This is a genomic window from Rhodovulum euryhalinum (genome assembly GCF_004342445.1).
Classification (GTDB): Bacteria; Pseudomonadota; Alphaproteobacteria; order Rhodobacterales; family Rhodobacteraceae; genus Rhodovulum; species Rhodovulum euryhalinum.
The window spans coordinates 78,553-100,477 of record NZ_SLWW01000015.1 but is presented as its reverse complement, the minus strand read 5'-3'; the positions used below and the strand labels follow the sequence as shown (position 1 = coordinate 100,477).

Below are 21,925 nucleotides of genomic sequence, written 5' to 3'. Positions count from 1 at the left end.
GACCGTGATAATCTCCGACATGACCGCCCTCCTTTGTGGATCGTCGCAGACCCACCTTGGCACATTGATGCCGTCGGGGGGCGGTCACATCATCAAAGCCACGCGGAGGGCCTCGTTGCGCGCGATCGCGCCTGCGCTGTCGGGTTTCCAGGGCTGGGCATTCTTGCGGGGCGGGATGACGGCCGCGGCGCCCCGGCCGGCAATGGCGTTGTGGCATTTGCGGGTGTCATAGGCACCATCTGCGGTGACGCTGCCGATCTCCTGCTCGGGCGGGATCTGGTCGAGCAGTTCCGGCAGCATGGGCGCATCGCCGACGTCGCTGCTCGTGAACTCCACTGCCCGGATTTCCAGTGTTTTCCCATCGATCCCAAGGTGAACCTTGCGCCAGACGCGGCGTTTGGCGCCACCATGCTTGCGCGCATTCCACTCGCCTTCGCCCTCGACCTTGATCCCGGTGCCGTCGATCAGCAGATGCAACGGCCCCTCCGAGCCACGATATCCGTTCGAGCTTTCGGGCGGCATGGCGCAGCGGCTGGCCATCGCCGCGGCCCGCGCCGGGAGCGCCGGGATCGTGTTGGCGGACGAGCCGACCAAGGGGCTCGACCTCGCCCGTAGCGACGAGGTGGCCGGGCACCTCTGCCATGTCACCGAGACTGGCGGCGCGCTTCTGACCATCACCCATGACCTGGAACTTGCCGAAGCCCTGGGCGGCGAGATCGTCGTGCTGCGCGAGGGCCGGGTGGTGGAATGCGGTACGGCGGCCCGGGTCCTGTCGGCGCCTGCCGCCGACTACACCATGGACCTGATCGCTGCCGAGCCCCGGCACTGGCCGATGCGCAACCGCGCCGCACCGGGCGCAGAGGTGCTGCGCGCCGAGGGGCTTGCCGTGGGACGTGGCCGGCGCATCCTCGCCTCCAGTCTCGACCTGACGTTCCGCGCGGGCGAGGTGGTGGGCCTCGCGGGACCGTCGGGGGTTGGCAAGTCCTCGCTTGGCGACACGCTTCTGGGCCTGATCGCCCCGGCCGCCGGCCGCGTCACCCGGGCCGCCGGCCTTGGCCCGCTGCGTTTCCAGAAGCTCTGGCAGGACCCGCCCGCAGCCTTCGCACCGCGCCTCGCGCTGGCCGACCTGATGGCGCGGCACCGGATAGCGCCGGACCGCCTGCCGCCGTTGATGGAGCGTCTCCGGCTCGATCCCGCCTTGCTCGACCGCAGGCCCGGAGAGGTGTCGGGCGGCGAGCTTCAGCGGCTTTCCATCGCGCGGGCACTCTTGCTCGACCCCGTCTTCCTGTTCGCCGACGAGCCGACTTCGCGCCTCGATCCCCTGACGCAACGCGAGTTAATCGCGCTGCTCACCGGTCTCGCCCGAGACCGCAATGTTGCGCTTCTGCTCGTCAGCCACCAGCCCGACCTGATCGGCAAGGCCGCCGACCGCGTCATCCGTCTCGACCTGCCGGCGGACGGCATGGCCGCCGCCTGACGCGGCACCGGCTCGGGCCAGCACCGCCGCCAGCCGCTCCCATTCCCCGTGCATGCTTGGCAGGCCGAGGCGCAGCAAGCGGCGCGACCAGGGAAAGATGTGCGACCAGACCCGCGCGCGGACCAGCCGCGCCTGGCCCTGCCATCGTTCAGCGCGTAGGGTCTATCCCCGCGGGTGCGGGGGAGCCTTCTCGAGCTTCTGATACTTCACCTGGCGATATGGCCCGGTTCCTCGGTCTGCGGTCTCTATATCGGCCATCCCGACAGTTTCTATTTCGGCGTCGGCAAGGTCGAGCGGGACCAGGTCGAGGACTGCGCGCGCCGCAAGGGCATGGACGTAGAAGAGGCCGAGCGCTGGCTGGCCCCGGTTCTGAACTACATCCACGGCGCAATACCTCGTGAAGAAGCCGCCTGAGAACACCATATATTGACAGGTAGCGCGATTCGATGCCTAATGTTTGTGTCATGGTTTTCCGGGGCGACCCGGGAACGAAAGAGGGAAGCCGGTGCGGATCCGAGAGGTCCAAATCCGGCGCTGCCCCCGCAACTGTAAGCGGCGAGCGACGCTGAACACGCCACTGGGACACGTCCCGGGAAGGTCGGCCGAGCATTGACCCGCAAGCCAGGAGACCTGCCGTGACGGACGACGACAACCAGAGGCGGAGGGCCTCGGGGTGCGTGTGCGATCCGTGGCGGGCTGGCCCGTCGCGATGGCTCTCGTGTCCCCAAGCCCGACCGGAAACGGCAGACAAAGGGGCGAGAGATGACCATCACGGTCTATTACAAACCGGCCTGCGTGCAGTGCACGGCCACAACGCGCGCGCTCGAGGCACGCGGGCTGAGCTTTGAGGTGATCGACCTGACCGAGGATGACGCGGCGTTGAGCCGCGTGACCGGGCTGGGCTATCGCCAAGTCCCGGTCGTGATCGCGGGCGAGGACCACTGGGCAGGGTTCCGCCCCGACCTCATCGGTCGGCTGGCCTGACATCGATGGGCGGGGTCGTCTACTATTCCTCCGCTTCGGGCAACACCGACAGCGAGAACCACGATTTCTTCTCGGGAAGCGGTTCCTCCTACGTCATCGGAAAGGCTGTGGCGACCGAGGACGATGACTGGGATTTCTGACCATGCAGACAGGTGACACCATGACCACGCTTTCCCCCAGATCCGTCGTCAACCGCGACGGGCAGACAGTTACATTCGACGCGGGCCGGATCGCGCGCGCCATCGCCCGCGCGGGCGAGGCCACGGGCGAGCTCGACGCCGCCGAGGCCGCGCGCCTGGCCGATCAGGTGGTGCGCGTGCTGTCCTACCGCCACGCGGGCGGCGCGCCGGGGATCGAGGACATCCAGGATGCCGTCGAACAGGCGCTGATCGGGGCCAATCGCATGGCCACGGTGCGCGCCTATGCCGTCTACCGCGAACAGCATGCCCGCCTGCGCGAGGACCGGCGCACGCTGGTCGATGTGGAACGCTCGATCAACGAGTATCTCGACCGGTCGGATTGGCGGGTGAACGCGAACGCCAACCAGGGCTATTCGCTGGGGGGCATGATCCTGAACACGTCCGGCAAGGTGACGGCGAATTACTGGCTGTCGCATATCTATCCGCCCGAGGTCGGCCAAGCGCATCGCGACGGCGACATCCATATCCACGACCTGGATATGTTCGCGGGCTATTGCGCGGGCTGGTCTTTGCGCACGCTGCTGCGCGAGGGGCTGAACGGCGTTCCCGGCACCATCGAATCTGGCCCGCCCGCCCATCTGTCCAGCGCCCTTGGCCAGATCGTCAATTTCCTGGGCACGTTGCAGAACGAATGGGCCGGCGCGCAGGCGTTCAGTTCCTTTGACACCTATCTGGCGCCTTACGTCCGGCGCGATCGCCTGACCTACGATCAGGTCCGGCAGGCGATGCAGGAATTCATCTACAACCTCAATGTCCCTTCGCGCTGGGGCACACAGACGCCCTTTACCAACCTTACCTTCGACTGGACCTGTCCCGAGGATCTGCGCGAACAAGTGCCGATTGTCGCCGGGCGCGAGGTTGATTTCACCTATGGCGATCTGCAGTCCGAAATGGACATGATCAACCGCGCCTATATGGAGGTGATGACTGCCGGTGACGCCAAGGGGCGGGTCTTCACCTTCCCGATCCCGACCTACAACATCACCCCTGACTTCCCCTGGGACAGCGAGAATGCCGGGTATCTCTTCGAGATGACGGCGAAATACGGGCTGCCCTATTTCCAGAACTTCGTAAACTCGGAGCTGGAGCCGCACATGGTCCGCTCGATGTGCTGCCGGTTGCAACTCGACCTGACCGAGCTTCTGAAACGCGGCAACGGGCTGTTCGGATCGGCCGAGCAGACCGGCAGCTTGGGTGTCGTCACCATCAACTGCGCCCGGCTGGGGCATCTGCACAAGGGCGACGAGGCGGCGCTGCTGGCCGCACTGGACCGGCTGGCCGGGATCGCGCGCACGAGCCTGGAGATCAAGCGCAAGGTGATCCAGCGCCATATCGACCTGGGCCTGTTTCCCTACACCAAGCGCTATCTCGGCACGCTCAGGAACCATTTCTCGACGCTCGGCGTGAACGGCGTGAACGAGATGATCCGCAATTTCACCGACGATGCGGAGGATATCTCGACAAAGTGGGGCCGGACCTTCGCCCTGCGATTCATGGACCATCTGCGCGCCCGAATGGTGGCCTATCAGGAAGAGACCGGGCACATGTACAATCTCGAGGCCACACCGGCCGAGGGCACGACCTACCGCTTCGCACGTGAGGACCGCAAGCGCTTCCCCGGCATCCTGCAGGCAGGGCCCGAGGATCAGCCCTACTACACCAACTCCACCCAACTGCCGGTGGGTTGGACCGCCGATCCCTTTGCCGCGCTGGAACACCAGGAGCCGCTTCAGGCGAAATACACCGGCGGCACCGTCCTGCACCTCTACATGGGCGCGCGGGTGTCCTCGGCCGAGGCCTGCAAGAAGCTGGTCAGGCGGGCGCTGGAGAACTTCCGCCTGCCCTACATCACCGTGACGCCCACCTTCTCGATCTGCCCGAAGCACGGCTACATCGCGGGCGAGCACGAGTTCTGCCCGATCTGCGACGCCGAACTGCGGGCGGCGAAACGCGCCCAACTCAAAGCAAGCTGAAGGAGACCCCCTGATGAACAAGCCCCTGACCATGTCCGATCTGGAATCCGATCTGGCCGACGAAATCGAGATCAACGACGAGGAACGCACCCGCTGCGAGGTCTGGACCCGCGTGATGGGCTATCACCGCCCCGTCGCCTCCTTCAACACCGGCAAGAAGGGCGAGGCGGCCGAACGCGTCTATTTCGACGAGGCCGAGGCGCGACTTGGCTGAGATCGCGGTCGCGGGGCTGGAGCCTCATTCCAGCGTCGACTGGCCCGGCGAACTGGTGGCGGTGCTGTTCTGTCAGGGTTGCCCCTGGGCCTGTCGGTACTGCCACAACACCACGCTGATCCCCGCGGAACCGGGTACGATCCCTTGGGCCGAGGTGGCGGCGTTCCTTGCCCGCCGCAGGGGCCTGCTGGACGGGGTCGTGATCTCGGGCGGCGAGCCGACGCTGCAAAAGGGTCTGGCGGAGGCGCTCAGCAACATCCGGGCGATGGGGTTCCGCACCGGGCTGCACACCGGCGGGCCTTACCCGGCCCGGCTGGCGCAGGCCTTGCCGCTGCTCGACTGGGTGGGGTTCGACGTCAAGGCGCCCTTCGATGCCTATGACCGGATCACCGGCGCCCCCGGCAGCGGGGCGAAGGCGCGCGAGAGCCTGATCCTGCTGCGCGACAGCGGCGTGGCGTTCGACCTGCGGACCACCGTGCACCCCGCGCTGTTAGGCGCCGTCGACCTGGCGCGCATGGATGCAGAGCTGGCGGCGCTCGGCCTGCCGCCCTCGCGCCGTCAACCTTTCCGTGCGGAAGGCTGCGCCGATCACGATCTCTGCGCCGCGGCCTGCGCGTAGGGAGCGAACTGCGCGCGGCTTGGGTCGACCGTCAGAGGCCGCCCCAGCATCGGAAAGGCGCGCTGCGAACAGCCCTCGCGCGGACAGACCTTGCACCCCGCCCCGATCGGCGTGACCGCTGCCGGATCGGCCAGATCGAGCCCCTTGGAATAGACCAGCCGCGAGGCATGGGCGATATCGCAGCCGAGCGCCACGGCGAATTCCTTGCCCGGCGAACCATAGCGCCCCCGCCGGCTGCGCACCGTGCGCGTGACCCAGAAATAGCGCCGCCCCTCGGGCATCTCGGCGATCTGGGTCAGGATATCGCCCGGATGGTCGAAGGCCGAATGGACGCGCCACAGCGGACAAGAGCCGCCGACCTTGGAAAAGTGGAAATCCGTCGCCGATTGCCGTTTCGAGATGTTGCCCGCCCGGTCCACCCGCAGGAAGAAGAACGGCACCCCCTGCGCGCCGGGCCGTTGCAGGCAGGACAGGCGGTGGCAGGTCGCCTCGAACCCGGTGCCGAACCGGTGGCCCAGCCAGTCGATGTCGTAGCCCGCCCCCTCGGCCGCGCGCCAGAACGCGCCATAGGGCATCAGCACCGCGCCCGCGAAATAGTTGGCCAGCCCGATCCGCGCCAGCCGCCGCGCCTCGTCGCCTGAAAAGGCCGCACCGGCGACCAGCCGGCCGATCTCGTCCTCGGCCTCGATCAAGCCGATTTGGGTCGCCGCCTGGAACGCCATCTGCCCGGGGCTCAGCCCGCCCGACAGCACCAGTTCGCGCCGCGCAGGATCGATGCGCCGCAGATCGCCGGTTTCCTCGTCATCCTTGCGCAACGTGATGTTGTGCCGGTTGCGCAGACGGGCGGCGAGACCGGGCAGGGGATCGCTAAGGCTGATGTGGGCGGCGTCGACCAGCCCCTCGGCCATCGCGTCGAGACCGTCGAAGAAATTGCGGTTGTCATAGAAGAAGTCCCGCACCTCTTCGAACGGCGCGGGCGTCGGCATCGCATCCGGGGCGCCCTGCGCCAGCGCCAGCGCGGCGGCGCGATCCTCGGCCTCGCGCGCGCGGCGGTGCAGCGCAATGAAGCGGCGGGCCAGCGCGGGGGCGTTGTCCACCAGGTCGCGCAGGTCCGACAGGCCGACCGCAGGCTCGCCCCCTTGCACCGCCTCGCGCAACTCGGCAAGCAGACGCGCGTCGCCCTCTTCCGAGAAAAGTTGGATGTCCAGCCCGAAGGCCGCGTTGATCTTCAGCAGCACCTGAACGGTCAGGGGCCGCTGGTTGCGCTCGATCTGGTTGAGATAGCTGGGCGAGATGTCGAGCTGCGCGGCCAGCGCCGCCTGGGTCAGGCCGCGCGCCTCGCGCAACTTGCGGAGACGTCCGCCAAGATAGGCCTTCTTCATCGCCGCGCCTTCGCAACCTTCGCAAAGTGCGCAAACCCCTTTGCAAGACTTCGCATTTTCAGTCGTTTCCATGCATTTCCGCCTTGTTTATGCCCGTTACAACTTCAGAGCAATGCAAAGGTTGTGAACAATGTCCGGGCAAGAGACGCATGCCGATCAGGCCCGCCGGATGACCGCGCTTATCTTTCCCGAGTCGGTCAATCCTCATGGCACGCTGTTCGCGGGTGCCGGGCTTGCGCTGATGAGCAAGGCGGCCTTCCTCGCAGCCAGCCGCCGGGCGCGGCGGCAAGTGGTGATGGCCGCCTCCGAAAAGATCGACTTCCGCACGCCCGTCCTGCCCGGGCAGGTTCTGGAACTGACGGCGACGGTCACCCGGGTCGGCCGAAGCTCGATGCGCGTGGTCGTGACCGGCGATGTCGAAACGCTGAGCACCGGCGCACGCCATGTCGCGATGACCGGGCAATTCGACATGGTGGCCGTCGACGCGGACGGCCGCCCCATCCCCATCGACATCCAGCAAACGGAGACACCCGCATGAAGGACGGAGCCCCACGCATGGGCCTGCACAGCCTGCGCACCCACAAATCCGCCGAGAACCTGGCCCGCGAGGACCAGCTTGCCTGGAAATTCGCCGAGATCGCGGCCGACCCGGTGGCGGTCGAGGACGACGTGGCCGAGATGATCGTCAACCGCATGATCGACAATGCCGCCGTGGCCGCGGCCTCGGTTGCGCGGCGGCCCGTCGCCTCGGCCCGGGCGCAGGCGCTGTGCCATCCCTACCGGCGCGGCGCGACCGTGTTCGGCATGCCGCATTCCACCCGTGTCTCGCCGGAATGGGCGGCCTGGGCCAACGGCGTGGCGGTGCGCGAACTCGACTTTCATGACACGTTTCTGGCCGCCGACTATTCGCATCCGGCCGACAACATTCCGCCGATCCTGGCGGTCGCCCAGCATTGCGGCATTTCCGGCCATGACCTCTTGCGCGGCATCGCCACGGGCTATGAGGTGCAAGTGAACCTGGTCAAGGCGATCTGCCTGCACGAGCACAAGATCGACCATATCGCGCACCTGGGCGTGTCCGCGGCGGCGGGCATCGGAACCGCGCTGAAGCTGCCGATCGAGGTGATTTATCAGGCGATCCAGCAGGCGCTGCACGTCACCACGACCACGCGCCAGTCCCGCAAGGGCGAGATCTCCAGCTGGAAGGCCTATGCCCCGGCCTTTGCCGGCAAGATGGCCATCGAGGCCGTGGACCGGGCGCTGCGCGGCGAAGGTGCCCCCAGCCCGGCATGGGAGGGCGAGGACGGCTTCATCGCCTGGATGCTGTCCGGACCCGAGGCCGAATACCGGGTTCCCCTGCCCGAGCGGGGCACGCCCAAGCGCGCGATCCTCGACACCTACACCAAGGAGCATTCGGCCGAATACCAAAGCCAGGCGCTGATCGACCTTGCCCGCCGGTTGCGTAGCGAGATCGGCGATCCGCGCGCGGTCGAAAGCATCGTGATCCACACCAGCCACCACACCCACTACGTGATCGGCACCGGGGCGAACGATCCCCAGAAGATGGACCCGAAGGCCAGCCGCGAGACGCTGGACCATTCGATCATGTATATCTTCGCCGTCGCGCTGGAGGACGGCGCCTGGCATCACGAACGCTCCTACGCGCCGGAACGTGCCGCCCGGCCTTCGACGGTGGATCTCTGGCACAAGGTCTCGACCGTCGAGGACGCCGAGTGGACGCGCCGCTATCACAGCCGCGATCCGCAGGAAAAGGCATTCGGCGGCCGGATCGTCGTGACGATGAAGGACGGGCAGGTGATCGAGGACGAGATCGCGCTGGCCGACGCGCACCCGGACGGCGCCCGCCCCTTCGAGCGGCCCCATTACGTCAAGAAGTTCCTGACGCTGTCAGAGGGCATCCTTGCGCCGGCCGAACAGCAGCGCTTCCTCGATGCCGCCGAGCATCTGGCCGAGATCCCGGCCGATGGGCTGGGCATCCTGAACTTTACCGTCGAGGACGACAGGCTCGGCACCCACCGCCCCACGGGCCTTTTCGAATGGAACTGAACGATGAGCGGCACCCTGACCAAGCCTAAGAAATCCGTTGCGCTGTCCGGCGTCGTGGCGGGCAACACCGCGCTGTGCAGCGTGGGCCGGACCGGCAACGACCTGCACTATCGCGGCTATGACATCCTCGACATCGCCGAGGCCTGCGATTTCGAGGAGATCGCGCATCTGCTGATCCACGGCCATCTGCCGACCGCGGCGGAACTGACCGCCTACCGCACCAAACTGCGTCGGCTGCGCGGCCTGCCAGCTGCCGTGCGCCAGACGCTGGAGGCGATCCCGGCAGCAACGCATCCGATGGACGTGCTGCGCTCGGGGGCCTCGGCCCTGGGTTGCGTTCTTCCCGAGGCGCACGACCACAATCCAGCGGGTGCGCGCGACATCGCCGACCGGCTGCTCGCGGTGCAGGGCTCGATGCTGCTCTACTGGATGCACTTTTCCCGGAGCGGCCGCCGCATCGAGGTGGAAACCGACGACATGTCGGTCGCCGGCAACTTCCTGCACCTGCTCCACGGAAGGCCGTCCAGCGAGGAACATGTACGCGCGATGCACACCACGCTGATCCTTTATGCCGAGCACGAGTTCAACGCCTCTACCTTCACCGCCCGCTCGATCGCGGGGACGGGCGCGGACATTTATTCGGCGATCACCGGGGCCATCGGTGCGCTCAGGGGGCCGAAACACGGAGGCGCGAACGAAGCCGCCTTCGAGATCCAGCGCCGCTATGCCACCCTCGATCAGGCCGAGGCGGACATCCGTGCCCGCGTCGCAAACAAGGAGGTCATCATCGGCTTCGGCCACCCGGTCTATACCGTCTCCGATCCCCGAAACGTGGTGATCAAGCGCGTCGCCCGGAGGCTGGCCGAGCACGAGGGTGCAACGCGGATGTTCGACATCGCCGAGCGGATCGAGACGGTGATGGCCGATGCCAAGGGGATGTTCCCCAATCTCGACTGGTTCTCGGCGGTTTCCTACCACCTGCTGGGCGTGCCGACGGAGCTGTTCACCCCGATCTTCGTCATCGCCCGCACCGCCGGCTGGGGCGCGCATGTGATCGAGCAGCGCGAGGACGGCAAGATCATCCGCCCCTCGGCCAATTACACCGGCCCCGAAAACCGCCGCTTTCTGCCCATCGACCAGCGCGGCGGGCTGATCACCGACCAGACGGAGGCCTGAGCGATGCCCTATCTCGTTGCGTCCGACCTGCCCGAGCGTCCCGCGCCGGCCCGGTTTCGCGCCGCCCTGTCGCGGCCCGGCATCCTGCGTCTGCCCGGCGCCCACAACGGCATGGCCGCGTTGCAGGCCAGAGCCGCCGGTTTCGAAGGCCTGTATCTGTCCGGCGCGGCGATGACCGCGCAGATGGGCCTGCCCGATCTTGGCATCATCACGGTGGACGAGGTCGCCTTCTTCATCCGCCAGATCGTGCGGGCCAGCGGCTTGCCGCTGCTGGTCGATGGCGACACCGGCTATGGCGAGGCGCTGAACGTCATGCACATGGTGCGGACATTCGAGGATGCCGGCGCGGCGGCGGTGCATCTGGAGGACCAGCTCCTGCCCAAGAAATGCGGGCATCTGAACGACAAGAGGCTGGCCGATCCGCAGGATATGGCCGCCAAGGTCGCCGCCGCCGCCCGCGCCCGGCGCGATCTCTTCATCATCGCCCGCACCGATGCGGCCGCGTCCGAAGGGATCGAGGGCGCAGTTGCCCGCGCGAAGCTCTATGTCGAGGCGGGTGCCGAGGCGATCTTCCCCGAGGCGCTGACCTCGGTCGAGATGTTCCGCGAGATGCGCGCGCGCCTGCCCGGGGTCAAACTGCTGGCCAACATGACCGAGTTCGGGCGCACCCCGTCGCTGACCGCGGACGAATTCCAGGATCTGGGCTTTGACATGGTGATCTGGCCGGTGTCCTCGCTCAGGGTGGCCAACAAGGCGCAGGAACGGCTGTATGCCGAGCTTGCGCGGGCGGGCTGCACCGACCGGCTGAAGCCCGAGATGCAGACGCGCGCCGAGCTTTACGAAACGATCGGCCTGAACGCCTATGAGGCGCTTGACCGGTCCATCGTGGCCAGCGTCGCCCCCGAACCTGTCTGACCGGCAGGGGTGGCAGACGGGCCGGGGGCCCGACGCCGCCCTGACATGCCCCCATCAATCGAACGGTGATCAATGACCCTTTTTCGCCAATCAAAGCCAGCCCTGTCTAGGGGCACCCTCGGATGGAGCAAGGAGAGACGCATGATCCAGTCCGCAAATCTGGGATTCCCGCGCATCGGCGCGCGGCGCGAGTTGAAGAAAGCTGTCGAGGCCTATTGGAGGGGCGATCTGACCGCCGAAGCGCTTGAAGAGACCGCCCGCGACCTGCGCGCCCGCCATTGGCAGGTGCAGCGAAAGGCCGGGATCGACGCCATCCCATGCAACGACTTCTCGTTCTACGACCAAGTGCTGGACGCCACCGCCATGCTGGGCGCCGTGCCTGCGCGGTTCGGCCATTCGGGCGGCGCGGTCGGCCTGGACACCTATTTCGCGATGGCCCGCGGCACCGATGAGGCACCGGCGATGGAGATGACCAAGTGGTTCGACACGAACTACCATTTCATCGTGCCCGAACTGAGCGACGGGATGCGGTTCGCGCTGTCCTCGTCCAAACCGGTAGATGAGTTCATCGAGGCCAAGCGCCTGGGGATCGCGACGCGGCCGGTGCTGATCGGCCCGGTGACCTGGTTGAGCCTGGCCAAGGCCAGGGGCGCCGACCTGGACCCGCTGGATTTCCTGCACGCCATCCTGCCGGTCTATGCGCAGGTTCTCGACGGCTTGGGGGCCGCCGGGGCCGAGTGGGTGCAGATCGATGAGCCGGTTCTGGTGCTCGATCTCTCCGACAAGCAGAGATCTGCTCTTCAAACGGCCTATGCCGCACTGGCCAGGGTCGGCCCGAAGATCATGCTGGCCAGTTATTTCGGCAGCTTGGGCGACAATGGCGCGCTGGCGATGGGCCTGCCGGTGGCGGGCGTGCATGTCGATCTGGTGCGCGCGCCGGGGCAGTTGGACGCCCTGTTGCCGCTGGCCGGCGACAAGGTGGTGTCGCTGGGCCTGATCGACGGGCGCAATGTCTGGCGCGCCGATCTCTCGCGCAAGCTGGCGCAAGCCAAACCGGCGCTTGCGGCGCTGGGGCCGGACCGGATCGAGATCGCACCGTCCTGTTCGCTGCTGCATGTCCCTGTCGATCTGGAACAGGAAGAGGCGCTGGACGAGGAACTGAAGGGTTGGCTGGCCTTCGCGGTGCAGAAGTTGTCCGAAACACGGACGCTGACCCGCGCGCTGGGGGAAGGCCGTGCTGCGGTGGCCGCGCAAATGGCCGAATCCGACAGCGCCGCCGCCGCGCGCCGCGCCTCGACCCGTATCCACGATGCGACCGTTCTGGCGCGGGCCGATGCCATCACGCCCGACGACCTGAAACGGACAAGCCCGTACCCCGAGAGGCGCAAGGCGCAGGCGGCGCGGCTCAACCTGCCGCCCTTCCCGACCACCACCATCGGGTCCTTTCCGCAGACCGCCGAGGTGCGCAAGGCCCGCGCCGCGTACCGCAGGGGCGAAATGAGCGATGTCGACTACGACGCGTTTCTCAAGGAGGAAACCCGCGCCTGCATTGCCGAGCAGGAGGCGCTGGGTCTTGATATGCTTGTCCATGGCGAATTCGAACGCAACGACATGGTGGAATATTTCGGCGAGAACCTCGCCGGTTTTGCCTTCACCAAATTCGGTTGGGTGCAAAGCTATGGCTCGCGCTGCGTGAAACCGCCGCTGATCTACGGCGACGTATCGCGCCCCGCGCCGATGACGGTGGACTGGTCGGCCTATGCCCAGTCGCTGACCGAACGGCCGATGAAGGGCATGCTGACCGGGCCGGTGACCATCCTGCAATGGTCCTTCGTCCGCGACGACCAGCCGCGCGAGGCGACCTGCCGCCAGATCGCGCTGGCCATCCGCGACGAGGTCGCCGACCTGGAGGCCGCCGGCCTTCCGGCGATCCAGATCGACGAACCGGCCTTCCGCGAGGGGCTGCCGCTGCGCCATGCTGACTGGACGGACTACCTGAACTGGGCGGTGGATGCGTTCCGGCTGTCGTCGTCGGGGGTGCGCGACGACACCCAGATTCAAACCCACATGTGCTATTCCGAGTTCAACGACATCATCGCGGCCATCGCCGAGATGGATGCCGACGTGATCTCGATCGAGACCTCGCGCTCCAACATGGAGCTTCTCGAGGTGTTTGGGCAGTTCAAATACCCCAACGAGATCGGGCCGGGCATCTGGGACATCCACTCCCCCCGCGTGCCGCCCGAGGCCGAGATCGCCGCGCTGTTGCGCAAGGCCGCCGAGGTCATCCCCGCCGAACACCTCTGGGTGAACCCCGATTGCGGGCTCAAGACCCGCGGCTGGCCCGAGGTGAAGGCGTCGCTTGCCAATCTGGTGGCAGCGGCGCGGGGGATGCGGCAGACGGCCCTCGCGGCCGAATAGGACCAAGGACGACCATGCGCAGGCGGGCTCTCTCCTGCGCATCGTCGGTATGCGCGTTCAGCGCCCACCCACGGGCGGCGGCGCAGCAGCCAGAGCCGAGACCGCCGGCCAGTCGACCCCCTGGCCCGGCAATGGCGCGCGGGCCTGGGTCAGGAACTCCAGCCGGTCCGGCCATTCCGAGAGGGCGCCAGAAATTCGGCCGCACAGCAGGACAGCGCGCCCCGGCCGATCCCCGACCAGTTTCGTCACAAGCGCCCCGGCGCGCCGCGCATCGCCCGCGTCGAACCCGATCCGTCCGCCATAGACGAGGATGGGGCAGTCTCCGGTGGCCTCCAGAACAGCCGTCAGGGTCTGCGCAGCGGCCGAGGGCACGAACTTCACCGAATAGCCCGCGGCGCGCAGCAGGTCGGCCTTGACGATCGCGCCGGTGATCTCCGTCGCGTGTTCGGGCACCAGAACGACGACCGCGCCTCGCGACAGCACCGGTTCGGCCGCACGGCCCGCGCGCAGCAGCAGTCGATTGAGCCGGACGGTCGCCATCGTGACCTCGAGCCCCGAAAAGCGATCTTCTGCCCAGCCCTCGGCAAGCGCGTTGCAGACCGTGTCGGCAAAAGCCGCCCGTGCCCTCGGAAAGGTCCGCAGGACCTCTGGCAGGGGCGGGAGGTCGTGGTCGCCGCCCCGGGCGAGCGGCTGGACGAGCTCTGCCGCGAGATCGTCCCAGACCGGACCGCCGAGCCCGTCTGCCAGGTAGAGCCTGGCGGCGGCATCGAACGCGCGCGCCACCTCTTCCGCGCCGGGTCCGCCAGAGCCTCCTGCGGTCAGTGGAACCATGAGCGAGGACCCGTCGGGCGCCCTGGGGCCGATGACGCGCATCGACCAGTCCGAGAACCGGCGCCGGCCGATCCAACCCGCGCTCAGAACGGTCACGGCCGCGTGCCTTGGGTCCCGCTCGATCCGGGCCATCAGGGCGCAGACCTCGGTCGCGGGGCCTTCGAGCCACTGAAGGAACACCCCGTGTCCATAGATCAGAACGCCCGACACGCCCCGTTCCAGGTTGTGGGCGGCCGATGCTTCGGCGAGCCCTTCCACCTCGGACCGGCTCAGGTCGCGACAGGACCGGCTGACATAGGCCAGTCTGAACACGCCCGTTTCATCCGTCCTTGCGGGAAGCTCTTCGGTCAGCAGCATCCATGCGGTCTCCGCCCTGGGCGTCGGGGGTCCGTGGCATGGTGCAGCGGATGGATCCGGCGGCTCGGGCCGATCTGCACCGTGTCCTCCGGGGCACCCCGCCCGTTGTCAACACCAAGCAGATGGCAGGTCTCCTGGCTCGTGGGTCGTCGCCTGTCCGGGCCTTCCCGGGCATATCACCCAGTGGCGTTTCCGGACCCGCTCGCCACATACAGTTGCGGGGGCAGCCACGGCTTCGGGACATGTCCCCTACCGCGTTCCCTTTTCACGCGACCCCCGCAGCACGGGGACCGCGAACCATCTCACGCGATGGTAGAAGACCGCGGTCCCCTTGTCGAAGGAAACCTGGCGCCTGCTACACCGCAAACGGCCGCGCATCCCGATGCGCGACCGTCCGTCGGGTTTCGGACGATCACTCCGCCGCGAACTGGTTCATCGTGTTGGCCGCGCCGCCCGCCTTCAGCGCCCGGTTGCCCGCGACCATTTCCTTGAACGTGTCGCCCAGGTCCGAGCCCACCTCGTGCTGGTGCTTGACCGCCGAGATGCCGCGCCGGATTTCCTCGCGCTGCACGGACGCGACATAGGCCAGCATCTTGTCCTCGCCGAAATAGCCGCGGCTGAGTTCGTCCACCGACTTCGCCGTCAGGTGGAAGGTCGGCAGGGTGATAAGATTGTGGAACACGCCCGCCCGGGTCGAGATGTCGGCCTGGAAGCCCTTGAGCCGCGCATCGGCCTCGCGCCCCAGATCGGTGTCGTCGAACGCGGGATTCATCAGGTCGTTGCCCTCGAGATAGTCGGCCTCGGCGATCCTACCCTCGGCCAGCCATTGCGCGCGGACCTGCTTGCGCAGGTTCAGAGTCCAGTTGAACGAGGGCGAGTTGTTGTAGGTCAGCTTGGCGTTCGGCACGACCGCGCGGATCTCTGCCACCATGTCGGCGATCTCGTCCACGTTGGGCGTGTCGGTCTCGATCCACAACAGGTCTGCGCCGCCTTGGGTCAGCGAGGCGATGCAGTCCTCGACCACGCGCGCCCGGCCGGTGCCCTCCTCGAAGGCAAACAGGCCGTTGGGCATGCGCACGGGGCGTACGAACCGGCCGTCGCGGCAGAGCGCCAGATCGCCCTCGCGGATCGGGCTGTCCTAGATGATCGGCTCCACCTTGAGCCACTTGAGGTAGTCCCACGCCAGATCGCCCGGCTGCTGGCTGACCGGCACGTTCTGCGTCAGCCCCGCGCCCAGGCTGTCGGTGCGCGCCACGACAACCCCGTCATCCACGCCCAGTTCCTCGAAGGCCAGCCGGCAGGCGCGCAGCTTCTCGATGAAGTCCTCGCGCGGCACGGTCACCTTGCCGTCCTGGTGGCCGCATTGTTTGGCATACGAGACCTGGTTCTCGATCTGCAGGCAGCAGGCGCCGGCCTTGATCAGATCCTTGGCCAGAAGATAGGTGGCGTGCTCGTTGCCGAAGCCCGCGTCGATATCGGCGATGATCGGCACGACATGCGACTCGAACCCGTCGATCGCAGCGATCGCGGCCTTTTCGGCCGCGGCGTCGCCGACGGCACGTGCAGCCCTGGGCCCCCTGCGATCCCTGGTTCGCCAGGCCCGTGTCGGACCCGCCCGGATTACCTGCCGTGCCTGCGGGCACCGCGATGCCGTCTCCGGTATACCGACACCGGCGAGCACTGCGACTGGCTGCGCGGGCTGTTCGCGGGCGAGATGCCCACCGACGCGCATGCGGCCCTTGTGAGACGGGCGCGCTGTCTCGAGCTGCGGTGACACTTGGAGGTACATCGCGCATCGAGTTTGAGCTGGAGCCACATCATCTCACTATTTTCATCAGAATTGTGTTCGGCTCCTCGGCTCGAGTGGCGGGAATGCGCAGGTAGCGACCGGCGAACCTGAGGGTCACCAAGCAGGGCAGACAAGCCAGGTCGGCCCATATGAGGCATTCTGTTACGAGCCTTGGTCGGAGCGCCGTTTCCGAAATGCTGCCATTCGCCGCGCCTGCAAGATTGGCTGACACATCGCTGCGGAGTGCTCTGGCCGCTTGGTCACAAACTTGGGGGGCTGCGCATCGCCCAAACGCAGGTCTCGCCAAGACCGCACGCTGTTTTGACTGGAAATCGCATGTTGTTTGAAATGGGCAGGCGCGGGTAATTACCCTGACCTTGTCATCGAGCAGGCGCCTTGACCCGGAACACGGCAAGGTAAAGCGCGGGCACGAACAGCAGGGTGATCACCGTGCCCGCGATGATGCCGCCCATCATCGCATAGGCCATCGGCCCCCAGAACACCTGCCGCGAGATCGGGATCAGCGCCAGGCTGGCCGCCGCCGCGGTCAGCAGGATCGGCCGGGCGCGGCTGTCGCTGGCCTGGTAGACGGCCTCCCACGCGGCCATGCCGCGCCCGCGCAGGACCTCGATCTCGCTGACCAGGATGATGGAATTGCGGATCAGGATGCCGGCCAGCGCCAGAACGCCCAGGATCGCGACGAATCCCAGCGGCGCGCCCGAGGGCACCAGCGCGGCCACCACCCCGATCAGGCCCAGCGGTGCCGCGCACAGCACGACGAAGGACAGCCGGAACCCCTGCATCTGGACCATGATCAGCGTCAGCATGACCAGCAGCATCACCGGCACCACCGCCGCAATGGGCCCCTGGCTGGCGGCGCTTTCCTCGACCGACCCGCCCAGTTCGACCGCATAGCCCGGCGGCAGCGTTTCGGCAAAGGCCGCGATATCCTCGGCCAGCGCGGCCACCACCGTGGCGGGCTGATCGTCGGTTGCCACGGCGGCCTGCACCGTGATCGTGGGCATCCGGTCGCGCTGGTGCACCTCGGGTTGCTCGGTGCCGTAATCGAAGGTCGCCACCGCGCGCAGCGGGATCGTGACCCCCGACGCCGTCCCGATCTGCAGGCTTTCCAGTTTCTCGACGGACCGCCGCGCCTCGGCATCGCCACGGGCGAGGATGTCGATCAGGTAGTCCGCATCGCGCAGCTCGGTCACCTGGGCGCCGTCATAGATCTCGTCCAGCGCCGTGGCGATATCGCTCGACGTCACGCCCAACTGCCGCGCCTTGTCCTGCAACAGGTTCACCCGGACCACGCGGGCCGGTTCGTTCCAGTCCAGCACGATGTAATCCAGCCGCGGGTCGGTCGCGACCACGGCGGCCAGTTCCCGGCCCAGTTCGGGCAGCCGGTCGATATCGGGGCCGGACAGACGGTATTGCACCGGGCGGCCCACGGGCGGGCCGATTTCCAGCAGTTTCACATAGGCGTCCACGCCGGGGAATTCGGTCCGCACCAGCGCCTCCAGCTCGGCCCGCAGCGCGTCGCGCGCCTTTACCGAAGGGGTCTGGATCACGATCTGCCCGACATTCGGACCCGGTGTGGCGATGTCGTAGGACAGGACGAATCGCGGCGCGCCGCGGCCCACATAGGACGACCAGAACAGCACGTTCTCGTGGTCCTCCAGATGCGCCTCCAGCCGGTCCATCTCGGCCCGGGTGGCTTCGATCGAGGCATTGCGCGGCATGGCGATGTCCACGATCAGTTCCGGCCGGTCGGAATTCGGGAAGAACTGCTGTTCCACGAACCGCATCCCCCAGATCGAGGTGGCGAACACCGCCAGCGTGACCGCGATGGTCACCCAGCGCGCCCGCATCGCGGCCCGCAGGACGATGCGAAAGACCCGGCGCGGCAGGCCGCCTGTCTCGTCGTGGGGTTTCATCTGTTTGGGCAGGATCGTGACCCCGATCAGCGGCGTGAACAGCACCGCCACGATCCACGACACGGTCAGCGATACCGCGATCACGACGAACAGCGAAAAGGTGAATTCCCCCGCCGCCGAGCTGTTGAACCCGATGGGGATGAACCCCGCCACCGTGACCAGCGTGCCCGACAGCATCGGAAAGGCGATCGAGGTCCACGCAAACGACGCCGCCCTGGGCAGGTCGTCGCCCCGTTCGAGGCGCGAAATCATCGTTTCGATCGCGATCATCGCATCATCGACCAAAAGCCCCAGCGAGATGATCAGCGCCCCCAGCGAGATGCGCTGCAGCGTGATCCCGTACAGGTGCATCACCAGGAAGGTGATCGCCAGAACCAGCGGTACCGCCAGCGTCACCACCAGCCCCGCCCGCAGGCCAAGGCTGACGAAGCTGACCGCCAGCACGATCAGGATCGCCTCGATCAGCGCCTGTATGAAATGGCCCACGGCGTCCTCGACCGCGTGGGGCTGGTCGGCGACCTGGTGGATTTCCAGCCCCACCGGCAGGCCGGCCTGAATCCGCGCCATCAGCGCGCGCAACTCTTCGCCGAACTCCAGGATATTGGCGCCCTGGCGCATGCCGATGGCCATGCCCACGGCCTCCTGCCCGTTGAAGCGAAAGACGGTCGCGGGCGGGTCCACATAGGCGCGGCGGATCTCGGCCACGTCCGACAGCCGGAAGAACCGGTCGCCCACGCGCAGGTTGATCTGTTGCAGGCTGCCGGTGCCGGTGAACGCGCCGCCGACCCGGACTAGTACCCGCTCGGGGCCGGCCTGGATTTCGCCCGAGGGCAGGATCGCGTTCTGGGCGGCCAGCGTGGCCTGCACCTGCTGCTGGTTCAGGCCCAGCGCCGCCAGCCGGTCGGTGTCGAATTCCAGGTAGATCACCTCGTCGCGGGTGCCGAACAGCTCGACCTTGCCGGCGTCGTCCAGCCGCTGCACCTGCCGGCGGACTTCTTCGGCATGATCGCGCACCTCGCGCGGGGTGAACCCGTCGGACGTGAAGGCGTAGATGTTGCCAAATACGTCACCGAAATCGTCGTTGAAGGTGAAGCCCGCGAATTCCTGCGGAAACTCTCCGCGGATGTCGGACATCATGTTGCGCACGTCCTGCCAGATGCGCGGCAAGTCTTCGGGCTCGGTGTTGTCGCGCAGTTCGAGATACACGATGGATTCGCCCGGACGGGTAATCGAGCGGGTGAAATCCAGCTCGGGCAGTTCGGCCAGCTTCTTCTCGATCCGGTCGGTGACCTGGTCCAGCGTCTGTTCCACATCCGCGCCGGGCAGCGCGGCCGAAACGATCATCTTCTTGATGGAAAAGCTGGGATCCTCTTCCCGGCCGAGATCGAGATAGGCCAAGGCCCCCGCCACCAGCGATACGATCATCAGGAACCACACCAACGACCGGTGCCTGAGCGCCCAGTCGGACAGGTTGAATCCGCTCATGGCTGCACCTGCGGGCCGACCGCCTGCCCGTCCTTCAGTGAATGGATGCCCTTCAGCACGACTTCTTCCCCGGGGGCCAGCCCGCCGGTGATCTGCACCTGTTCGCCCAGCCGGGCGCCCAGCGTCACCGGGCGGCGCACGACCCTGTCGTTGGCACGATCCACCACCCAGACCGCGGGCGCATCCCCGGGCGCCAGGATCGCGGCCAGCGGCAGGCTGACGCCCGAGGCCGCGTCACGGGCCGGGCGCACGCGGACCAGCGCGCCCAGCCGAAAGCCGCCGGGCGGATCGGCCAGCGCGAGGTGGACCCGCCGCGTGCGGGTGCTGCGATCGGCCTCGGGGTCGATCCGGTCAAGGGTGGCCCGCGCGGTCAGGTCGGGCTGGGCGATCAGCGACACGTCGAAGGGTGTACCGGGGGCAAGCCGGGCCAGGTCGCGTTCGGTCACGTCGATCTCGACCTCCAGCCGGTCGGTCGCGGCCAGCCGCAGCACCGGCTCTCCGGCGGACAGCGTCGCGCCCGGTTCGGCATGGATCTCGGTGATCACCCCGTCATGCGGGGCGGTCAGCGTGGCGTCCTTCAGCCGGTCGCGGGCCTGCGCCAGCGTGGCCTCGGCCTGTTCCATCTGCGCCTCGGCCCCGGCCAGCGCGCGTTCGGCATCCTCCAGCCGCGTTTCGCTGTCCACGGCACGGGCGACAAGGGCCTCAGCCCGGTCGCGCGCATCCCGCGCCGACCGCAGCTGCGCGTCAGCCATGATGATCCCGGCCTCGGCGGCCCGCCGGTCGGCCTCCAGCTCCTCGGGGTCCAACTGGGCCAGCGTGTCGCCGACGGCGACTAGGTCGCCGCGGTCCACCGGGCGCGCGGCGACCGTGCCCAGCAGCGGAAAGCCAAGGTCGGCCTCGATCCGCGCGGTCACGGTGCCGACATAGGCGGCCGCATCGGCGCGTTGCAGTTCCACGATCTCGGACACGACGGGGCGCGGCGCGCCGGTGTCCGCCCATGCCGGGCCCGCGGCAAGCAGCACCAGCCAAAGCAGGTGTTTCATCGGGCGTCCTCCACCGGCTGCACGACACGGCCCGGAAACAGCAGGTGCGCCCCGCGCGCGACCACCAGCGTGCCGGGCGCCAGCCCGTTGTCCAGCACGACGCGCCCGGCTTCGAACCGCGCGACCGCGATCGGGGTCAGAGAGACCGCCATCGTGTCCGGGTCGACGACCCAGACGGCCGGGCCGGTTTCGGTGGCGGCGATCGCGCTGTGCGGCAGCACGATCTGCGGCTCGCCCGCAAAGCGCACGGTTCCCACCACCGCATCGCCAAAGCCCGCCACGTCGGGCGGCTCCAGAACCGAGACCGTCACCGCGACCGTGCCGCGCGCGGTATCGACCAGGGGCGAAATCTCGCGCACCTGCCCGGCAAAGCTGCGCTCGGGGTGGTCGATCAGGGTCAGGCGCACCTCGGAGGGCGGATCGCCGGACACCAGCAACGCCTCGGGCACGTCGAACAGCGCATCCAGCGCGTCGCCCACCGCCAGCCGGATCACCGGCTGGGCGGCGCCGATGACCTCGCCCGGCTCGCCCAGCCGTTCGATCACCGTGGCCGCGTCGGACGCCATGAGAACCGTGTCGTTCACCGCCTTGCGGGCAAGGTCCAGCGCGGCCTCGGCCTGGGCCAGGCTGCCCTGGGCGATGTTCAGCGCGTCCTCGGCCTCGTCGCGGGCGATCCTTGTGGTCGCGCCGCGCGCCAGCAGGCGGTCCTGGCGTTCGAAATCCTCTTTCGCCTGCCGGAAATCGGCCTGCGCGCTGGCCAGTGCGGCCTGCGCCGCGCGCAGCGCCTGTTCCTGTTGCGCCGCCTCCAGCCGCGCCAGCACCGCGCCCGCCGCGACCCGGTCCCCGGCCTCGACCGGCACCGCGGCCAACCGCCCTCCGGTGGCAAAGGCGACATCGACCGGTTCGCGCGCCACGATCTCGCCGGTGAGCGAGAATTCCCGCGGCTCGGCGCGTTTCTCGACGGTAACGATCTCGACGGTCAGGGGCGGCGCGGCCGATGCGGGCAGCGCCAGAACCAGACCAGCCAGCATCAGGGACATGCGGATCATGCGGAA

17 protein-coding genes, 3 pseudogenes and 2 riboswitches are annotated in these 21,925 nt (G+C 67.8%); of the genes and pseudogenes, 12 read left to right on the top strand and 8 right to left on the bottom strand.

Annotation, left to right across the window (positions count from 1 at the left end):
- Positions 1 to 96: 96 nt before the first annotated feature.
- Positions 97 to 498, bottom strand: a pseudogene (locus EV655_RS16165) (IS5 family transposase); the annotation flags it as partial.
- Between the two features lie 22 nt (positions 499 to 520).
- On the opposite strand from EV655_RS16165, the gene EV655_RS16160 reads away from it, so the two are divergent.
- The 7 genes and pseudogenes from EV655_RS16160 to EV655_RS16130 all read left to right on the top strand — a co-directional run bounded on the left by EV655_RS16160 (position 521) and on the right by EV655_RS16130 (position 5,467).
- Positions 521 to 1,477 (top strand): ATP-binding cassette domain-containing protein, encoded by a 957-nt coding sequence (locus tag EV655_RS16160; RefSeq protein ID WP_132546393.1) that lies wholly within the window; start codon positions 521 to 523, stop codon positions 1,475 to 1,477.
- Positions 1,478 to 1,687: 210 nt separating this feature from the next.
- Positions 1,688 to 1,891, top strand: a pseudogene (locus EV655_RS16155) (vitamin B12 dependent-methionine synthase activation domain-containing protein); the annotation flags it as partial.
- A gap of 34 nt (positions 1,892 to 1,925) precedes the next feature.
- Positions 1,926 to 2,129, top strand: a riboswitch (cobalamin riboswitch).
- Between the two features lie 110 nt (positions 2,130 to 2,239).
- Positions 2,240 to 2,461 (top strand): glutaredoxin-like protein NrdH, encoded by a 222-nt coding sequence (gene nrdH / locus EV655_RS16150; RefSeq protein WP_132546391.1) that lies wholly within the window; start codon positions 2,240 to 2,242, stop codon positions 2,459 to 2,461.
- A gap of 32 nt (positions 2,462 to 2,493) precedes the next feature.
- A pseudogene (locus EV655_RS16145) lies at positions 2,494 to 2,601 on the top strand (class 1b ribonucleoside-diphosphate reductase subunit beta); the annotation flags it as partial.
- A 20-nt stretch (positions 2,602 to 2,621) separates the two neighbouring features.
- Positions 2,622 to 4,634, top strand: a complete 2,013-nt coding sequence (locus EV655_RS16140) for a ribonucleoside triphosphate reductase (RefSeq protein WP_132546390.1) — start codon at positions 2,622 to 2,624, stop codon at positions 4,632 to 4,634.
- 13 nt (positions 4,635 to 4,647) lie between these two features.
- The gene (gene nrdD / locus EV655_RS16135) at positions 4,648 to 4,848 is read left to right on the top strand and encodes an anaerobic ribonucleoside-triphosphate reductase (protein ID WP_132546389.1); all 201 of its coding nucleotides are present in this window, start codon (positions 4,648 to 4,650) and stop codon (positions 4,846 to 4,848) included.
- Positions 4,841 to 5,467 (top strand): anaerobic ribonucleoside-triphosphate reductase activating protein, encoded by a 627-nt coding sequence (locus tag EV655_RS16130; RefSeq protein WP_132546388.1) that lies wholly within the window; start codon positions 4,841 to 4,843, stop codon positions 5,465 to 5,467. The genes nrdD and EV655_RS16130 overlap by 8 nt, the downstream gene beginning before the upstream one ends.
- Here EV655_RS16130 and EV655_RS16125 read toward each other — a convergent pair.
- Positions 5,437 to 6,849 (bottom strand): short-chain fatty acyl-CoA regulator family protein, encoded by a 1,413-nt coding sequence (locus tag EV655_RS16125; protein ID WP_132546387.1) that lies wholly within the window; start codon positions 6,847 to 6,849, stop codon positions 5,437 to 5,439. The genes EV655_RS16130 and EV655_RS16125 overlap by 31 nt on opposite strands.
- A 169-nt stretch (positions 6,850 to 7,018) precedes the next feature.
- On the opposite strand from EV655_RS16125, the gene EV655_RS16120 reads away from it, so the two are divergent.
- From EV655_RS16120 to metE, 5 genes are all read left to right on the top strand, one after another.
- Positions 7,019 to 7,387 (top strand): acyl-CoA thioesterase, encoded by a 369-nt coding sequence (locus EV655_RS16120; RefSeq protein ID WP_207901999.1) that lies wholly within the window; start codon positions 7,019 to 7,021, stop codon positions 7,385 to 7,387.
- Positions 7,384 to 8,916 (top strand): MmgE/PrpD family protein, encoded by a 1,533-nt coding sequence (locus tag EV655_RS16115; protein ID WP_243645110.1) that lies wholly within the window; start codon positions 7,384 to 7,386, stop codon positions 8,914 to 8,916. Before EV655_RS16120 ends, EV655_RS16115 begins: the two co-directional genes overlap by 4 nt.
- A 3-nt stretch (positions 8,917 to 8,919) precedes the next feature.
- Positions 8,920 to 10,092, top strand: a complete 1,173-nt coding sequence (prpC, locus tag EV655_RS16110; RefSeq protein WP_132546385.1) for a bifunctional 2-methylcitrate synthase/citrate synthase — start codon at positions 8,920 to 8,922, stop codon at positions 10,090 to 10,092.
- A gap of 3 nt (positions 10,093 to 10,095) precedes the next feature.
- On the top strand, positions 10,096 to 11,007 hold the full coding sequence (gene prpB, locus EV655_RS16105) for a methylisocitrate lyase (protein WP_132546384.1): 912 nt from the start codon (positions 10,096 to 10,098) through the stop codon (positions 11,005 to 11,007).
- A gap of 141 nt (positions 11,008 to 11,148) precedes the next feature.
- Entirely contained in the window at positions 11,149 to 13,428 is a 2,280-nt protein-coding gene (metE, locus tag EV655_RS16100; RefSeq protein ID WP_132546383.1) for a 5-methyltetrahydropteroyltriglutamate--homocysteine S-methyltransferase, read from the top strand.
- A gap of 57 nt (positions 13,429 to 13,485) precedes the next feature.
- On the opposite strand, the gene EV655_RS16095 is transcribed toward metE, so the two are convergent.
- From EV655_RS16095 to EV655_RS16075, 6 genes are all read right to left on the bottom strand, one after another.
- Complete coding sequence (locus tag EV655_RS16095) at positions 13,486 to 14,616, bottom strand: BLUF domain-containing protein (RefSeq protein ID WP_132546382.1); 1,131 nt, start codon at positions 14,614 to 14,616, stop codon at positions 13,486 to 13,488.
- Between the two features lie 107 nt (positions 14,617 to 14,723).
- A riboswitch (cobalamin riboswitch) is annotated at positions 14,724 to 14,933 on the bottom strand.
- Positions 14,934 to 15,028: 95 nt separating this feature from the next.
- On the bottom strand, positions 15,029 to 15,688 hold the full coding sequence (locus EV655_RS18920) for a beta/alpha barrel domain-containing protein (RefSeq protein ID WP_243645109.1): 660 nt from the start codon (positions 15,686 to 15,688) through the stop codon (positions 15,029 to 15,031).
- Between the two features lie 66 nt (positions 15,689 to 15,754).
- Positions 15,755 to 16,348 (bottom strand): isocitrate lyase/phosphoenolpyruvate mutase family protein, encoded by a 594-nt coding sequence (locus tag EV655_RS19040; protein ID WP_279389346.1) that lies wholly within the window; start codon positions 16,346 to 16,348, stop codon positions 15,755 to 15,757.
- A gap of 437 nt (positions 16,349 to 16,785) precedes the next feature.
- Positions 16,786 to 19,827: an efflux RND transporter permease subunit gene (locus tag EV655_RS16085; RefSeq protein ID WP_132546381.1), complete on the bottom strand. Its 3,042-nt coding sequence runs from the start codon at positions 19,825 to 19,827 to the stop codon at positions 16,786 to 16,788.
- Positions 19,824 to 20,870 carry an efflux RND transporter periplasmic adaptor subunit gene (locus EV655_RS16080; RefSeq protein WP_132546380.1) on the bottom strand — a complete coding sequence of 349 codons (1,047 nt, stop codon included), beginning with the start codon at positions 20,868 to 20,870 and terminating at the stop codon, positions 19,824 to 19,826. Before EV655_RS16080 ends, EV655_RS16085 begins: the two co-directional genes overlap by 4 nt.
- Positions 20,867 to 21,919: an efflux RND transporter periplasmic adaptor subunit gene (locus EV655_RS16075; RefSeq protein ID WP_132546379.1), complete on the bottom strand. Its 1,053-nt coding sequence runs from the start codon at positions 21,917 to 21,919 to the stop codon at positions 20,867 to 20,869. The genes EV655_RS16080 and EV655_RS16075 overlap by 4 nt, the downstream gene beginning before the upstream one ends.
- Positions 21,920 to 21,925 lie beyond the last annotated feature (6 nt).

Coding starts and splice junctions, on each gene's coding strand:
- EV655_RS16140 (WP_132546390.1), top strand. CDS start 2,622: ATGACCACGCTTTCCCCCAGATCCGTCGTCAACCGCGACGGGCAGACA.
- nrdD (WP_132546389.1), top strand. CDS start 4,648: ATGAACAAGCCCCTGACCATGTCCGATCTGGAATCCGATCTGGCCGAC.
- nrdH (WP_132546391.1), top strand. CDS start 2,240: ATGACCATCACGGTCTATTACAAACCGGCCTGCGTGCAGTGCACGGCC.
- EV655_RS16125 (WP_132546387.1), bottom strand. CDS start 6,849: ATGAAGAAGGCCTATCTTGGCGGACGTCTCCGCAAGTTGCGCGAGGCG.
- EV655_RS18920 (WP_243645109.1), bottom strand. CDS start 15,688: ATGCCCAACGGCCTGTTTGCCTTCGAGGAGGGCACCGGCCGGGCGCGC.
- EV655_RS16095 (WP_132546382.1), bottom strand. CDS start 14,616: ATGCTGCTGACCGAAGAGCTTCCCGCAAGGACGGATGAAACGGGCGTG.
- EV655_RS16075 (WP_132546379.1), bottom strand. CDS start 21,919: ATGATCCGCATGTCCCTGATGCTGGCTGGTCTGGTTCTGGCGCTGCCC.
- EV655_RS16160 (WP_132546393.1), top strand. CDS start 521: ATGGCGCAGCGGCTGGCCATCGCCGCGGCCCGCGCCGGGAGCGCCGGG.
- metE (WP_132546383.1), top strand. CDS start 11,149: ATGATCCAGTCCGCAAATCTGGGATTCCCGCGCATCGGCGCGCGGCGC.
- EV655_RS16120 (WP_207901999.1), top strand. CDS start 7,019: ATGACCGCGCTTATCTTTCCCGAGTCGGTCAATCCTCATGGCACGCTG.
- EV655_RS16115 (WP_243645110.1), top strand. CDS start 7,384: ATGAAGGACGGAGCCCCACGCATGGGCCTGCACAGCCTGCGCACCCAC.
- prpB (WP_132546384.1), top strand. CDS start 10,096: ATGCCCTATCTCGTTGCGTCCGACCTGCCCGAGCGTCCCGCGCCGGCC.
- EV655_RS16080 (WP_132546380.1), bottom strand. CDS start 20,870: ATGAAACACCTGCTTTGGCTGGTGCTGCTTGCCGCGGGCCCGGCATGG.
- EV655_RS16085 (WP_132546381.1), bottom strand. CDS start 19,827: ATGAGCGGATTCAACCTGTCCGACTGGGCGCTCAGGCACCGGTCGTTG.
- prpC (WP_132546385.1), top strand. CDS start 8,920: ATGAGCGGCACCCTGACCAAGCCTAAGAAATCCGTTGCGCTGTCCGGC.
- EV655_RS19040 (WP_279389346.1), bottom strand. CDS start 16,348: ATGCGCGTCGGTGGGCATCTCGCCCGCGAACAGCCCGCGCAGCCAGTC.